12 protein-coding genes are annotated in these 14,877 nt (G+C 44.9%); 4 read left to right on the top strand and 8 right to left on the bottom strand.

Features of this window, described 5'->3' with window-relative positions; all coding sequences use genetic code 11:
- Positions 1 to 43: 43 nt before the first annotated feature.
- Both aroC and prmB read right to left on the bottom strand, forming a co-directional pair.
- The gene (aroC, locus tag JC525_RS00720) at positions 44 to 1,141 is read right to left on the bottom strand and encodes a chorismate synthase (RefSeq protein ID WP_198813245.1); all 1,098 of its coding nucleotides are present in this window, start codon (positions 1,139 to 1,141) and stop codon (positions 44 to 46) included.
- Positions 1,142 to 1,150: 9 nt separating this feature from the next.
- Positions 1,151 to 2,086: a 50S ribosomal protein L3 N(5)-glutamine methyltransferase gene (prmB, locus tag JC525_RS00725; protein WP_198813883.1), complete on the bottom strand. Its 936-nt coding sequence runs from the start codon at positions 2,084 to 2,086 to the stop codon at positions 1,151 to 1,153.
- A 152-nt stretch (positions 2,087 to 2,238) separates the two neighbouring features.
- Between prmB and smrB the strand changes: the two genes are divergently transcribed.
- Positions 2,239 to 2,889, top strand: a complete 651-nt coding sequence (smrB, locus tag JC525_RS00730) for an endonuclease SmrB (RefSeq protein WP_198813249.1) — start codon at positions 2,239 to 2,241, stop codon at positions 2,887 to 2,889.
- Between the two features lie 3 nt (positions 2,890 to 2,892).
- Here the strand turns inward: smrB and JC525_RS20060 are convergent, their stop codons facing one another.
- The 4 genes from JC525_RS20060 to JC525_RS00745 all read right to left on the bottom strand — a co-directional run bounded on the left by JC525_RS20060 (position 2,893) and on the right by JC525_RS00745 (position 9,144).
- A complete protein-coding gene (locus tag JC525_RS20060; protein ID WP_269822318.1) occupies positions 2,893 to 3,018 on the bottom strand; it encodes a hypothetical protein in 126 nt (41 codons plus the stop codon).
- 876 nt (positions 3,019 to 3,894) lie between these two features.
- On the bottom strand, positions 3,895 to 4,533 hold the full coding sequence (locus JC525_RS00735) for a transglycosylase SLT domain-containing protein (RefSeq protein ID WP_198813252.1): 639 nt from the start codon (positions 4,531 to 4,533) through the stop codon (positions 3,895 to 3,897).
- 67 nt (positions 4,534 to 4,600) lie between these two features.
- Positions 4,601 to 6,199 carry a glutamate--cysteine ligase gene (gshA, locus tag JC525_RS00740; RefSeq protein ID WP_198813255.1) on the bottom strand — a complete coding sequence of 533 codons (1,599 nt, stop codon included), beginning with the start codon at positions 6,197 to 6,199 and terminating at the stop codon, positions 4,601 to 4,603.
- A gap of 74 nt (positions 6,200 to 6,273) precedes the next feature.
- Positions 6,274 to 9,144 (bottom strand): M16 family metallopeptidase, encoded by a 2,871-nt coding sequence (locus JC525_RS00745; RefSeq protein WP_198813258.1) that lies wholly within the window; start codon positions 9,142 to 9,144, stop codon positions 6,274 to 6,276.
- Positions 9,145 to 9,453: 309 nt separating this feature from the next.
- Between JC525_RS00745 and JC525_RS00750 the strand changes: the two genes are divergently transcribed.
- The 3 genes from JC525_RS00750 to JC525_RS00760 all read left to right on the top strand — a co-directional run bounded on the left by JC525_RS00750 (position 9,454) and on the right by JC525_RS00760 (position 11,823).
- Complete coding sequence (locus JC525_RS00750; protein WP_198813261.1) at positions 9,454 to 10,020, top strand: Hpt domain-containing protein; 567 nt, start codon at positions 9,454 to 9,456, stop codon at positions 10,018 to 10,020.
- Positions 10,020 to 10,805 carry a pseudouridine synthase gene (locus JC525_RS00755; RefSeq protein ID WP_198813264.1) on the top strand — a complete coding sequence of 262 codons (786 nt, stop codon included), beginning with the start codon at positions 10,020 to 10,022 and terminating at the stop codon, positions 10,803 to 10,805. The genes JC525_RS00750 and JC525_RS00755 overlap by 1 nt, the downstream gene beginning before the upstream one ends.
- A gap of 76 nt (positions 10,806 to 10,881) precedes the next feature.
- Entirely contained in the window at positions 10,882 to 11,823 is a 942-nt protein-coding gene (locus tag JC525_RS00760) for a ketopantoate reductase family protein (protein WP_198813267.1), read from the top strand.
- A gap of 40 nt (positions 11,824 to 11,863) precedes the next feature.
- On the opposite strand, the gene lysS is transcribed toward JC525_RS00760, so the two are convergent.
- Positions 11,864 to 13,432: a lysine--tRNA ligase gene (gene lysS / locus JC525_RS00765; RefSeq protein WP_198813270.1), complete on the bottom strand. Its 1,569-nt coding sequence runs from the start codon at positions 13,430 to 13,432 to the stop codon at positions 11,864 to 11,866.
- Between the two features lie 23 nt (positions 13,433 to 13,455).
- A protein-coding gene (gene prfB / locus JC525_RS00770) for a peptide chain release factor 2 (RefSeq protein WP_198813273.1) occupies positions 13,456 to 14,554 on the bottom strand; the annotation gives its coding sequence in 2 pieces (ribosomal slippage) (positions 13,456 to 14,478 and positions 14,480 to 14,554; 1,098 coding nt in all).
- Positions 14,555 to 14,877: the final 323 nt, after the last annotated feature.

A 14,877-nucleotide genomic window follows, 5' to 3' on the forward strand; every position in this document is an offset into this window, starting at 1 on the left:
ACTATTGCGGTATTAGGCTTGCGGCGTTGGGATCAAAAAAACGCTATGCTTGACCCGCAATTGGCTTAGTTGTCGATAATACACCTGCATTTTGTGCGCGGTGGCGTAGCAAGTGATCCATCAATACCAGCGCTAGCATGGCTTCTGCAATTGGCACAGCGCGAATGCCCACGCACGGGTCGTGACGGCCTTTCGTGACAATATCAATTTCTTCATTGTCTTTATTAATGGTTTTGCCCGGAACAGAAATGCTCGAGGTAGGCTTAAGTGCCATATGCACTTCAATATCCTGGCCAGTAGAGATACCACCTAATACGCCACCTGCGTGATTAGACGTAAAGCCTTCGGGGGTAAGCGTATCGCGGTGCTCGCTCCCTTTTTGGTTGATAACGTCAAAGCCGTCACCAATTTCCACGCCTTTCACAGCGTTAATGCCCATCATAGCGTGGGCGATTTCAGCGTCTAATCTGTCAAATACAGGCTCGCCTAGGCCAACAGGTACGTTTTTCGCTACCACCGAGACTTTAGCGCCAATGCTGTCACCAGATTTTTTAAGGTCACGCATGTATTCGTCCAGCGCATCAAGCTTAGATTCGTCTGGGCAGAAAAACGGGTTGGTGTTGGTTACGCTATGGTCAACCTTATCAACGATGACAGGGCCAAGCTGAGACAAATAACCTAACACCTCAATGCCGTGCACTTCTTTAAGGTACTTTTTCGCGATACCACCTGCGGCTACTCGAATGGCAGTTTCGCGAGCAGATGAACGACCACCACCGCGATAATCGCGGCTACCGTATTTTTGATCGTAGGTATAGTCGGCATGGCCAGGACGAAAACGGTCTTTAATATTGCCGTAGTCTTGGCTTCGCTGATCTTTGTTCTTAATCAACAAGCCAATGCTGGTGCCTGTGGTTTTACCTTCAAATACGCCAGATAGAATTTGTACTTCGTCGTCTTCTCTTCGCGCTGTGGTATAGCGTGAAGTGCCCGGCTTACGTCGATCCAAATCAACCTGAAGGTCTTCTTCGGTGATCTCGAGTCCCGGAGGGCAACCGTCTACTACACCGCCTATCGCAATGCCGTGGCTTTCACCAAACGTAGTTACAGTGAAAAGTTTTCCGAAGCTGTTACCTGACATAATTAACTATTAATCCTTACTACTAAAATACTGTACTAATGTGTCTTTGCGTACCGCGAAAATACCTGAACCGCCATTTTCAAACTCTAACCAAATGACTTCCAAACTCGGGAAACGTTCGCTCATATGCACTTCGCTGTTCCCGACTTCAACAAATATCCAGCCACCATCGTTAAGGTATGTTGGCGCTTCTTTAAGCATTATATCAACCAGTTCTAGGCCATCTTCACCCGCGGCAAGCGCAAGTTCTGGCTCGTGGTGATACTCTTCTGGCAGGTCAGCCATGTCTTCTGCATCAACATAAGGCGGGTTCGACACGATAAGGTCGTACTTCTGCCCTTCTAAACTAGAAAACAAGTCCGACTGAATAGGATAAACACGGTGACTTAGTCCGTGTTCCTGAATATTGATGTCGGCGACTTCCAATGCATCTGTGCTGATATCTACCGCGTCCACCTGCGCTTCTGGATACGCATGAGCAAGTGCAATAGCGATACACGCACCGCCCGTGCACATGTCAAGAATACTGGTAGGCGCGGTCTCAACAAACGGGGCAAACTGTTTTTGAATGAGTTCAGCAAATGGAGAGCGAGGAATGAGCACTCGCTCATCTACGTAGAACGGCATACCGCAGAACCAGGCTTCATTAGTGATGTATGGTAATGGCATGCGAGTTTGTACACGCTTTAGTACGAGCTCTGCAATTTTCTCGCGTTCGCTTTTCGTTAGACGTGAATTAAAAACATGCTCGCCCGCCTGCTCTAAAATCGGATGAGGTAAATGCAGTGCCTGCATAACAAGGCTAGTGGCTTCGTCCCACGCGTTGTCAGTACCATGCCCAAAGTACAAGGCCGCATCATTAAAACGGCTGGTTGCCCATCGTGTCATATCTAACAAGGTATGTAGATCTTCAATGGCTTCTTCAAGGTAGAACTTATCGGTCATGGCGTTTGGGTACATCAAAAATTTCAAAGCTGGTATCATACCCAAACTTCATACCGATTCACATAATTAACTACGTCCAGAATCTTTCTATTCGTTATAATTTAGGCGTTTTAAATTGTTTAACTCGAGTTTATTAATCAAAGCTATTGCTGATGAAAACCTTTAAAAAAGAACTTAAAGCATTGAAGAAGCAGCTTTCTGAACCTAAACGCCAAACTAATCAGGCGAGGCAAGGGGGAGCGAGCAAAGGAAGTAATTTTATAAGTGCTGAGGAAGAAACCTTTTCATTTACCGATGCTATGCAGGGTGTAACGCCTTTATCACAAGATAAAATTGAGCCCGATAATCGAGTCGAGTTGTTTAAAAAGTCTCAGCAAGTAAAAGGTAATCATTTAAAGCACAGCAAGCAACTAGCAGCGAGCTTCGATTTTTCCGATATGTATCAAGCAGCGCTACCTCAAGAAGGTCCCATGCGCTTTTGCCAAGAGGGCGAATCTACACATATTTTAAAGCAGCTGCGTCGCGGAGATTACTCGCCAGAAATGACATTGGATTTACACGGCCTTACCCGTGAAATGGCAAAAGCAGAACTTGCAGCGCTTATTCATACGGCAAGAAAAGAGCTAATAGACTGCGTTTGCGTTATGCACGGCTTTGGTCAGGGCGTACTAAAAGCCGCCCTGCCCCATTACCTTGTTCAGCATCCGCACGTGCGCGCTTTTCATCAAGCTCCGCTAGAATATGGCGGGCAAGCAGCGCTTTTAGTGCTGGTCGATATCCCGCTTCAGAACAATAAGCGTTAACGCTTATTTACTCTCATCAGCGCTATTGTGCATAAAGAGATAGGTGTAATACATCATCATCGCTACAATAATACCTATACCTAATAGTGAGCCCCATACCACAGGATCTTTCATCATCGTCCACAACATAATTTGTCTCCTCTTCAACTACGTTAATAATAGAAGAGGCGCGGTCTAGATAATGTGATCTAGATCAATAGTGAAATTTAGCTGAATGGCAACGTTTTGAATGCTTGATCTAGGTCAAATTGAAGTTGTCTCGTAGGCTTCTAAGCTGATGCTGACTTCCTACCATGGCTAACTCCTGTCATGCCTTATAAAATTGATAATAAGCGTTCTTATACTTAGAGCATTTAAAAGGAAGCCAATGAAGTGGCGTAAGGTAACTAGCACCTAGTAATACTCCTACTTTGATAGATGTTATGCCTTTGCATACCGCTAGCAATTTTCTTAACTAAACTGGCCCAACAAGGTACTTGGATGTTTGGTCTCTCTGCACCCACTAGGCGTTGATATTTAAGAATAAACTCTAAATTAAAAGGCCCGCTAAGACTGATAGAAAGAATCCGCTTCTCTTGTAGAAAGTGAGCATGGACATTACCATGCGCGCTAAACTTTTTATTCACCATGAATTAACTATCGCTACGCTTCCTAAATCTGATCAAACATCATCAACAGCAACGCTTCAGGTATAAAGCAGAAATAGAGATTGCGCCTGCTAGTTGTCGCAGAAAACCTTAAATACAATAAGCGAAAAGTGATAAGGAAAATAAAAACACAAAGTTATTGCAAATCATTCTCATTTGCAATATCTTATAAATGCCTGTTCGACGTGAGTTAAAAAAACGGTCTTGGCTTAGCGTCGCTGAGGGATAGACGCCCGTCTATCCCTCATTTTTTTCTAATCAAACTCGTTCTCTCACCTTTTTTGAAAAGTTTTTCAAGGCACAAAAAACGCGACTAAATGCCGCGTTTTGATTTTATAGTTTAATTGGGGCCTATGTTTTAGCTAAACAACTTCATAAACCAACCTTTCTGCAAGTCTTCCTCGCAGGTTTTAAGTTGAGTAGCATAGCGTAATGAACGTGCTTTTACTTTTGACGCGACTTTCTTAAGCCATGGCTTTCTGTCGTAACTTCTGCGCTTATAACCACCCCACCCTTCGTGATAATTCAAGTATTGGGCGTAAGCGTCCCATTTAGAAATGCCGTTCACTTTTTGAGACTTGTAGATAAACCAGCCCATGAAGTCGATAGCGTCTTCGAAGTCATCCCTATCTGCACCACTGTTATCCGTTTCTCTCATATAGTCGGACCATGTAGGTGTTTTCGCTTGAGAATACCCATAGGCTGAACTGACTCGTCCCCACGGAATAAGACCGAAAAACACATAATCACGAGGAGGAAGCGCGTCATGGCGAAAGGAACTTTCCTGATACATCATGGCCATGGGCACATGGATAGGCACGCCCCATTTATCTCTTGCATCAGCAGCTGCGTCATACCAATCGTCTTTTTCATAGAATATTTCGCACAAATTGCTGATGTCTTTTGGAGGTGTAGTGGCACATCCAGCGATAAGCAGAGGAAAAAGAACGATGAGTGTTGATAAAAAAACAACCAAATTTTTGAACTTTCGGTTCATAGCTTGTCTTAATTAATGTTCTAGTAAAATGTGTGTTTCCCTGGAACCCTTTGATGCCTGACTCATGTCAGGCATTTTTTTTTGCTGGAGGCTCAGCGAAATAGTCACGAATAAAAGTATCGAAGTCTGTAGTGTCAGCAGCCTCTATGTCTTTTTGCGCTGCAAACGACGCCTCTGCTTGCGCAGCAAATCCCGCAGCATCTGTGTCAGTATACTCGAAAGACTTCATCTCAGCTTGGTAGGCCTTGGCTAACTCTAAGCCTAGCACACCATTATCTTTGTCACTTTCTATCAAGGTGGACAGTAATTTTCCAGACGGTGTTAAATCTGGGTTCTGCACTTTCTCAAATTCAGTGTTAACCGCTTGCGAATAGCGGGATGTATCGTTAGCTAAGTCGAGAAGTTCCGCGGCTTGCTCGAATAGCGTAAATAGCGAAGCACACCAGTCGGTAAGAGAAATGTCTTCACCACCGTTTTGAAGCAGTAGTTCGGGGCTACGTCCTTCAAGTACTACCTTGTTCATGTTTTCTTTCGCTTCTTTGAGCTGGGTTTCGTCTAACTCTGGGCTTGGCATAAGCAAGCACGCCACTAAAAACACATCTAAGAAATCAAACTGAGTCTGTGAGATACCTATTGCTGAAAATGGATTTACATCCAAGGCACGGACTTCAATATAGCTGATACCGCGGCGCACTAGTGCGTCTGTGGGTTTCTCCATAGACTGGGTTGGCTGCTTAGGACGTATCGGCGAGTACAACTCGTTTTCAATTTGAATAATGTTACGACTTAATTGTTGATAATTCCCTTCTTCTCCAGCAGCAAATTGGCTGAACCGAGAAGACGGTGTGTTCATGGCGTCACGTAGTAGCTTGACGTAATTATCTAGCTGATTGTAGCAAATCTTAAGTGAAGACTGCTCTGCGCTTGTATACCCCAAATCGCTCATCCGCAAACAGGTTGCATAAGGCATATATACAGTACCCTTACCCACCTTCTTGAACGGAAGCGCATGTTGCTTTCCTTTCAAGAATGAACCACACAGCGCAGGGGACGCTCCATATAAATAGGGAAGTAGCCAACAGAGACGGCGGTAATTGCGAATTAAACCAAAGTAATCCGAAGAAATTTGATCTTGTGAATACGCTTTACCATTGAGCTCTGCCCACAGTTTCCAAAAACTGTCTGGCAGTGAAAAATTAAAGTGCACGCCAGCTATGGCTTGCATCATGCTTCCGTAGCGGTTTTTAAGCCCGATACGATAAACACGCTTCATTTTCCCAATGTTTGACTCACCAAAATAAGCAATAGGAATCTCGGCTTCATCTTCAATGAAGCAAGGCATGCTTAGCGGCCAAATTTGCTCGTCACCAATATTGCTAATAACAAACTTATGGATATCTTTTAACTGAGAAATTGTTTTAGCAGCGCTGCTCTCTGGTGGCGTAATAAATTCAAGCAGAGATTCAGAAAAATCAGTGGTTATTGAATCATGGGTAAGCGCCGAACCTAATGGTCTGGGATGAGGAGTTTGCGCCAGCGTACCATTTGGATTGATACGCAGGGCTTCGCGCTCAACACCGCGCTTAATATTTTTAAGTGCAGCGAGAAATTCGGGTGACTTTAGCGCAGCTATGCGCGCTTCAAAACGGGATGAGTGTACAGTCAAAATGGTGGTCCGTTATGTCAATATTGCCCCCAGTTATGGGGGACAATAGTATAAATTCAATAAAAATTAATCTATCAGTTTAACGTTTCTCGGGTGTTACTCTCTACTGACAACTCGATAATCGGCATCGATAGCGCGTTTAACTGGGACAAAATTTTTGCTTTGTCGCCTACTACAATAATTTGCATCTTGTCGAGATTCAAATATTGCTTTGCCAACGCATCTATCGTTTTCTTGTCTATGTGATTAATTATGTCTAGCTGCTCTTCTCGGTAACCTTTTTCTAGACCATAGCTTAATAGCTGTCTTAAGAAACGCGCTTTACTGGTTGGTGTTTCAAACTCAAGTGCATCACTTAACGTAAATGCATTGCGCATGAACGCTATTTCTTCTTCTTTTACGCCTTCGGTCCGGTAGCGATTGATCTCTTTCAAGATTTCTGTGATGCCCTCACCTGTGTTGACCGCTGTAAGATCTGTACTCACCTCGAACCAACCGAGTGTCTTACCACCAACAAAACCGCTGTTCGCACCGTAAGTAAAACCTTTATCTTCTCGCAGATTTAAATTAATGCGACTATTAAAAGCCCCTCCTAATGGGAAGTTCATAAGCCGAGATTTGAAGTGATCGCCTGTTGCGTCAAAAGGTAAGCTTCTATCAACAATATAAACCACCGACTGCACGGCTTCAGGACTATCTATCAGGAAAATTTGGTTTTCATCATACTTTGGAAATTCACTGTAATCAGCAAACTCATAAGTTTTACCTTGCCACTGCCCAATAAAATCTAGCGTGTTGACCATGGATTGTTTAGACAGGTTGCCAACGGCAACAATACTCGCCTTATCAGGTGAATAGTAGTTTGCATAAAAGGTTTTCACATCATCTAACGTAATGTTTTGAACGCTTTCCAGTGTGCCTTCATCCGGCAAACTCACGCGATTTTCATCGCCAAACAAGATAAGATCTCGTGCGCGTCGCGCCAGGCTAGAAGGGGTTTTTGCTTGTTGCTGTAATCCTTGTATCACCCGCTCTTTCATTCGCTCGAAGTCTTCTTCACTGAACGCTGGGTTGAACAGCTTTTCTTTTAACAGTGCCAGCGTTTCATCTAGATGCTTAGTGAGTGTAGATACATAAATTTGTGAGTACCTTCCTGCGGTACTAAACCGTATAGCACTGCCTAATTTAGCAAGTTCACTGGCCAGTTCTTCGTTACTGTAGTTTTTCGTCGTCTCGTTCATGAGTAATGCCGTTAGGTAGGCTGTGCCCGCTTTACCCTCTGGGTCTAACAACATGCCACCGTCCATACCTATTGTTAGCGTCACCGTGGGCGTTTCGGTGCTGGTTACGCCAAGTATTTCAATGCCGTTACCAAGTTCGGCTTCCCAGTAGTCAGGTACATCAACAACTGGCGCTTCACCGGCTGCGGGCATGACACTTCTATCAAAACTTGATGGTGCGCTGGTAAAGGCTTCTTCATCGGTAACCTCTACCGTTTCGACATCAATGTTTCTTATTGGACGCTCAAAAGTTTGTTCAGCCGCAGCAAGCTGAACCTGCCCTTTGGGCACGACGCTCAATACAACGCTATTTGCGTCTTTAATATACTTTTTATAAACATGCATTACGTCTTCAGCTGTCACGGCATTGTAACGCTCAATGTCTTCAGCAATCAGGTCTGGCGTTTGATAAAAAGTTTCATTCGCAGCAAGCGCAGAGACTTTGCCAGATACACTTTGAAGCCCAAAAACGGTACGCGCTTCGATTTGTCCTTTCGTGCGTGCTAAATCGTCTGCCGTTACACCACGTTGCTCAAACTCCTTGAGAGTTTCATTCAACACGTTCTGTAGCGTTGACAAAGAAGTAATTTTTGCAGGGTTAGCCAAAGCTAATAGCTGGAACTCACAGGCAAGTTCACGGCAAGGGTGTGACACCACGGCTTGTACTGCCATGCCTTCTTTCACGAGATTTTTGTAGAACAACGACGTTTTTCCACCGCCCAAAATATCAGCCAGCACGTCAAGCGGGGCCTCATCTTCGTGACGACCGTAAACGGTAGGGTAAGTAATTTGTAAAAGCGGGAGATGCACTTTATCTTCTAAAGTAATGTAGCGCGTTTCTTCAAGTGTCGCGGGCTGAGGCTTAGGTTCTTCTACCTTGGGACCAGCTGGAATTTCACCGAAATACTTCTTCACCCACGCCTTGGTTTTGGCAACGTCGATGTCGCCACCAATGGTGAGTACGGCATTGTTGGGGCCATACCAGCGTTTAAAGAAAGCTTTTAGGTCATTGACGTTAACCCGGTCTAAATCCTCTACGTAGCCAATAGTCATCCACGAATAAGGGTGACCTTCTGGATACAAGGCTTCGCCGTTAAGCTCATAACGCAGCCCATAAGGCTGGTTATCTACCCGTTGTGCGCGTTCGTTCTTAACCGTCTCTCTTTGGTTTTCAAACTTGGTTTGATCTACGGCTTCTAACAGGTAGCCCATGCGATCTGACTCTAGCCATAACACTTTTTCTAACTGATTAGCCGGCACGGTTTCAAAATAGTTAGTGCGGTCGGTGTTTGTGGTGCCGTTCAAGTTACCGCCAGATTCGGTAATAACTTTGAAATGCTGCTCATCAGCGACGTGTTTTGAGCCTTGGAACATCATATGTTCGAAGAAATGAGCGAAGCCAGATTTTCCTACATCTTCCCTTGCAGAACCGACGTGATAAGTAACATCCACGTGAACCAACGGGTCAGAGTGATCCTCGTGAAGAATAACGGTAAGGCCGTTCTCTAACGTATACTTTTCATAGGGTATTGATACGGCGGTTGTAGCAAGCTCTTGAGATGTAGCCTCGCTTTTAGATTGTTCTATTGGCGCATGCTGACATGCAGCAACAACCATTACACCTATTGTGAGACTCAAAGTACGTAGGGTCAGTTTTCCTGACATGATGATTCCTTTTAAAATAACGACGCTTTTCGCTAAACGCTTTTTCACTATAAAATTGAATTGGGAAGGCACTGATAAAGTTAGCCGTATTTTGCAATAGCGAATTTCCGAAGATTACCAGACTTTTTAGCGCTTTACCTGTTTGGACTTTGCTATGATTGTATTAATTTATGTATTTCTGAAATACACTGACGCGATGAAGTCTTCATATACTAAGTTTTGGCCAATGTATTTGGCAAACGTGATGTATGAAATAATCAATGATCTCCATTTGATACAAAAAACAAGTGGCTAAATAAGGATAGGCGCATGGATCATTCAACAACAGTACTCGATATTGATTTCGGAATGTCTCAGTTGAGCGGAAACAAAAAACTTTTGTTCACCTTGCTCGGCAAATTCACCGAAGAATACCGTACTCTTGATGCCAGTTTGCAAGCCTGTATTGCTAAAGGCGACTTTAACGAAGCTTACTCTCTTGTACATACCCTGAAAGGCGTAACAGGTAATCTGGGGCTGTTTGCTCTACACAATGCCAGCAAACCAGTAGAAAGCGCCTTTAGAACTGAAAAACGCGTGGCTGATAAGTACCCCGTATTTTTGGGTTTGCTCAACGAAACCATCGCTGCGGTAGATGCACTTATTCAGGAATCTGAAACAGAAACATCGTCCTCAATACCAGCGACTGGAGCCGCGGCTGAGCAAGCCAGAAAGCAACTAATGGCAGCGCTGAAAGCCAGCGAGTTTATTGCACAAGACAAACTAGATTATTGGCTTGATGCCATTGCTTTGCCTCAAGAAAAGCGTTCAGCCATCGTTGATGCGGTTGATGAGCTTGATTACGAAGAGGCCATTTCTGAGTTAGAAAATAGCTAGTGCAAGCTATTCCAATTATTTTTGAGGACGATAACGTACTCATTGTTAACAAGCCTGTAGGCATTGCCATGCACGATGCTGTTGATGAAAATGGCATAGATAAAGAAGGTAATGAAACGATAACACCCTGTGAAAACTTAGGTTCAACTGCACAGACAGGTTCGAGAACAGATGGATTAGTTACTCTTCTTAAAAAACAGCTTACGTTGGAAGAATTGCACCTTTGCCATCGACTAGATACCGGTACTTCTGGCTGTTTGTGTCTTGCCAAAAACAGCCAAACTGCAGCCGAAATCGGCGCGCTCTTCTCATCTAGACGTGTAAACAAATACTATCTAGCCTTAAGTGCCCAAAAACCTAAAAAGAAACAAGGTTTGATAATCGGCGATATGAAAAATCGTCGAGGTGGGCAACGTATTCTTCTAAAGACTCAGGAAAACCCCGCCATCACCCAGTTTTTTAGTAACGCGGCAAAGCCCGGAACTCGCGGTTTTATCGTTAAGCCTCACTCGGGGAAAACCCATCAAATTCGCGTAGCGCTCAAAAGTATCGGTGCGCCAATTCTCGGTGATACACTTTATGGTGGTGACTCTTCTGATAGGCTGTATTTGCATGCGTGGCATTTACGCATTCCCTTATCCTCTGGCGAATTAGCGGTAACCGCACCTTTTGATACAGGCAAAGTAATCAACGAAGAAGACGTACAAACTTGGTACAACGGGCTAAACGCGCCAGACGATTATCCCTGGCCTGCTCTTCCCGCGCGCTTTTTGGCTACCCTCTAAGCGAACAACGCAAAAATCGCGTTAAAGATAAATGTGCGATGAGATAGAAACCAGATGGAGTGTTGGATAGATATTTATGGGTAAACTACACATAGTCGGCGGCGGTGCCATAGGAACCTTATTTGCTGCAAGCGCTCAGACAAACGGCGTGCCTTATGATTGCTATCCCAGAGATATGAAAACCATGCCGTCTTACGCCCAATGGCTAGATGGTCAATCAATTGGGCTCAAGCCTGCCAAGCCTACGCCTGTCGAGCTAGCAAAAACTGACGTATTGATACTTCCCCTAAAAGTGTATCAACTTAAAGCAGCCTTATTGCAGTGGCTTCCCTATCTCACACAACAACCTACAGTAGTACTGCTTCACAACGGTATGGGCGGGCTTGAGACCGCAAAAGAGCTATTAGGCTGCGACTATCCGCTGCTGCTTGCCACAACCAGTCACGGCGCGTTAAAAGTAAAAGCTTCAACGGGTGATGTTTATGTGCAGTATACTGGGGTTGGCGCGACCCAAATTGGCGCGCCTGACTTTGGTACGGGAACACCTCAAACGCTGACTGCTCTTTCAGCATCTGCCCCTCAACTTGCTAACGCAATTGCTATGTTAGATACCGCACTTCCTCCCGTGCAGTACCAGGATGATATTTTAAAAGCGCTGTGGACGAAGCTGTCTGTTAATGCAGTAATTAATCCTTTAACGGCGCTTCACAATATTCAAAATAAGTACATTGCTGATACTGAATTTGAACAAAGCCGCAACGCAATCTGTGATGAGTTCACCCAAGTGGCAAATGCTTGCGGGCTAGAGTTTGACGCCCAAACGGTTCATAAAAACGTGCTGTCGGTAGCCAAAGCGACAGGAGAAAACTTTTCAAGCATGCATCAGGATGTAGCCCACGGTAGGCAAACAGAAATAGACGCCATCAACGGTTATATTGTGGAAATGGCAAAGAAAAAGGGTATTCACGTTCCCACGAATACCCTTTTAGTTGAGCGTGTAAAGGCGCTGAAGCTTTAACAGCGCCGAGCACCTAACTCACTTTATTTATTGCTTAAGATTATTCTTGTTCACCCGCTTCTTGTGCGTCTTTCGGCGCTTGAGGCTTCATGTGTGGGAACAAGATAACGTCTTTGATCGTTGAACTATCGGTAAATAACATAGCTAGACGATCGATACCGATACCTTCACCCGCTGTTGGCGGCAAGCCATATTCAAGAGCGCGAATATAATCATCATCAAAGTGCATGGCTTCATCGTCGCCAGCATCTTTCTCTTCAACCTGCTTCGCAAAACGTTCTGCTTGATCTTCTGGGTCGTTAAGCTCACTGAAGCCGTTCGCTAATTCACGTCCACCTACGAAGAACTCAAAGCGGTCGGTAATGAATGGGTTGTTGTCGTTACGACGTGCAAGCGGCGATACTTCCCACGGATACTCTGTAATAAACGTAGGTTGAATAAGCTGCTCTTCCGCTGTTGCTTCGAAGATTTCGCAAAGGTACTTACCCGCACCCCAAATACCGTCAACTTCAGGCTCTTTAATGTGAAGCTGTTTTGCCATCGCTTTAAGCGCGTCAAGGTTCGCCTCTGGGTCGCGAATAGCTTCTTCGTTAGCTTCTGGCCAATATTTAAGAATTGCTTCACCCATGCTTAAGCGCTCAAACGGCTTACCAAAATCGTATTGAACTTCTGACGTCACATTACCGTCAGCGTCTTTAGTTGTGTTCTTGATGATGCTTGTACCTAGAATATCTTCTGCCAACGTGCGCAGCATATCTTCTGTAAGGTTCATCAGGTCATTGTAGTCTGCATACGCTTGGTAGAACTCAAGCATAGTAAACTCTGGGTTGTGACGGGTTGATAAGCCTTCGTTACGGAAGTTACGGTTAATTTCAAACACACGCTCAAAACCACCAACCACTAAGCGCTTAAGGTAAAGCTCTGGCGCAATACGCAGGTACATATCGATATCTAGCGCATTGTGATGAGTGACAAACGGCTTCGCCGTCGCGCCACCAGGAATAACCTGTAGCATCGGCGTTTCCACTTCAAGGTAGTCACGCTCGGTAAGATAATTACGAATACCATTCACAATTTTGCTACGGATCATGAAGGTTTTGCGGGTTTGTTCGCTAGTGATCAAGTCAACGTAGCGCTGGCGATATTTAGTTTCTTGATCGCTCAAACCGTGGAATTTTTCTGGCAACGGACGAAGTGCTTTAGTAAGCAGCTCGTATTGCTCCATGTTCACGTAAAGGTCGCCTTTACCTGACTTGTGCAGGTCGCCCGCTACACCAATGATGTCACCAATATCCAGTGCACCGTATTTTGCTTTAAGCGCTTTTTGCGTGTCTTTATCAGCGTAAGCTTGAATGCGACCCGTCATATCTTGAAGCAACATAAAAGGACCGCGCTTTGCCATAATACGGCCAGCAATGCTTACTTTGTTACCCTGCTCTTGTAACGTTTCTTTGTCGAATTCACCGAACTTAGCTTGAAGCTCATCCGCATAGTTTTCGCGACGGAAGCTGTTTGGGAAACCGTTTGCACGGCACTGCTCGCGAATAGCGCTCAATTTGGCACGGCGCTCTGCAATCAATTTGTTATCGTCTGTTTGTTGGTCAGTCATAACCTTTCACTTCGTTGTTCGGTTTACAGCCCAGATTTCAGGCTGGCTTCAATAAATTTGTCCAAGTCGCCATCTAGCACGGCTTGAGTGTTACGTGTTTCCACGCCAGTACGCAAATCTTTAATGCGAGAGTCGTCCAATACGTAAGAGCGTATTTGACTTCCCCAGCCGATATCAGACTTGCTGTCTTCCATCGCTTGTTTTTCGGCGTTTTGCTTTTGCAGTTCAAACTCATAAAGTTTAGCTTTTAACTGCTTCATCGCCTGATCTTTATTTTTGTGCTGCGAGCGATCGTTCTGACACTGCACCACAATGCCCGTCGGTTCGTGGGTAATACGTACCGCTGAATCTGTTCGGTTTACGTGCTGACCACCCGCGCCCGATGCACGATAAGTGTCTATACGTAAATCAGACGGGTTAATTTCAATATCGATGTCGTCATCAATTTCTGGGTATACAAACGCGGATGAAAACGACGTATGACGGCGGTTGCCCGAGTCAAACGGCGATTTACGTACCAAGCGGTGCACGCCCGTTTCCGTGCGCAGCCAACCAAACGCGTAGTCGCCCTGAACGCGCAGCGTTGCACTTTTAATGCCTGCGACTTCACCTTCTGACACTTCAATGAGTTCAGTTTTGAATCCGTGGGCTTCGCCCCAACGCAAATACATGCGCAGTAGCATATTGGCCCAATCTTGTGCTTCTGTACCACCAGAGCCCGACTGAATATCAATATAGCAGTCGTTTTCATCGTTAGGGCCAGAAAACATGCGGCGGAACTCAAGCACTTCTAGCTGCTCAATTAAGCCTTCAAGTTCACTTTGGGCCTCAACGAAGGTATCTTCATCTTCGGCTTCAACGGCCAATTCAACGAGACCTTCAACGTCTTCAGTTCCCTGATCGAGCTTGTGGATCGTCTCTACGATTTGCTCTAGGGTGACTTTTTCTTTGCCAAGGGCCTGCGCTCTGTCTGGCTCATTCCAAACGTCAGGACTTTCTAACTCTCGGCTAACTTCTTCTAAACGCTCTGACTTTGCATCAAAGTCAAAGATACCCCCTAAGCGCTTCGGTGCGCTCACGGATATCTTTTATCGCATTAGTAACGGGGTTTATTTCAAACATAGTCCGCTTATTTCGTTAAAAATTTAAGACCGCGGATAGTACCGAATTTGAAGGAATTTTGATAGGGGTTGGCGCAAATATTGCGGCACTGTTTTACGTGAGCTCATGTGTATTTTTCAATCACTTCCGATAAGGTGAACAATTTTGCCGTTCAGTGGCTCCCAACATGCATTGGTTAAACGATCAAAGCCCATAAGTATAAACTTATAAAGCACTTAACACTTCGTTGCGTTTTAACGTAGTGCACTGGTTTAGCACATTCTCGCTTTCCACAAGGGTGCAGTGCAAACCTTACCGTCGTTATAAGCGACAAATGGAAAAAT

The sequence above is a fragment of the Alteromonas sp. IB21 genome, assembly GCF_016405965.1.
Classification (GTDB): Bacteria; Pseudomonadota; Gammaproteobacteria; order Enterobacterales; family Alteromonadaceae; genus Alteromonas.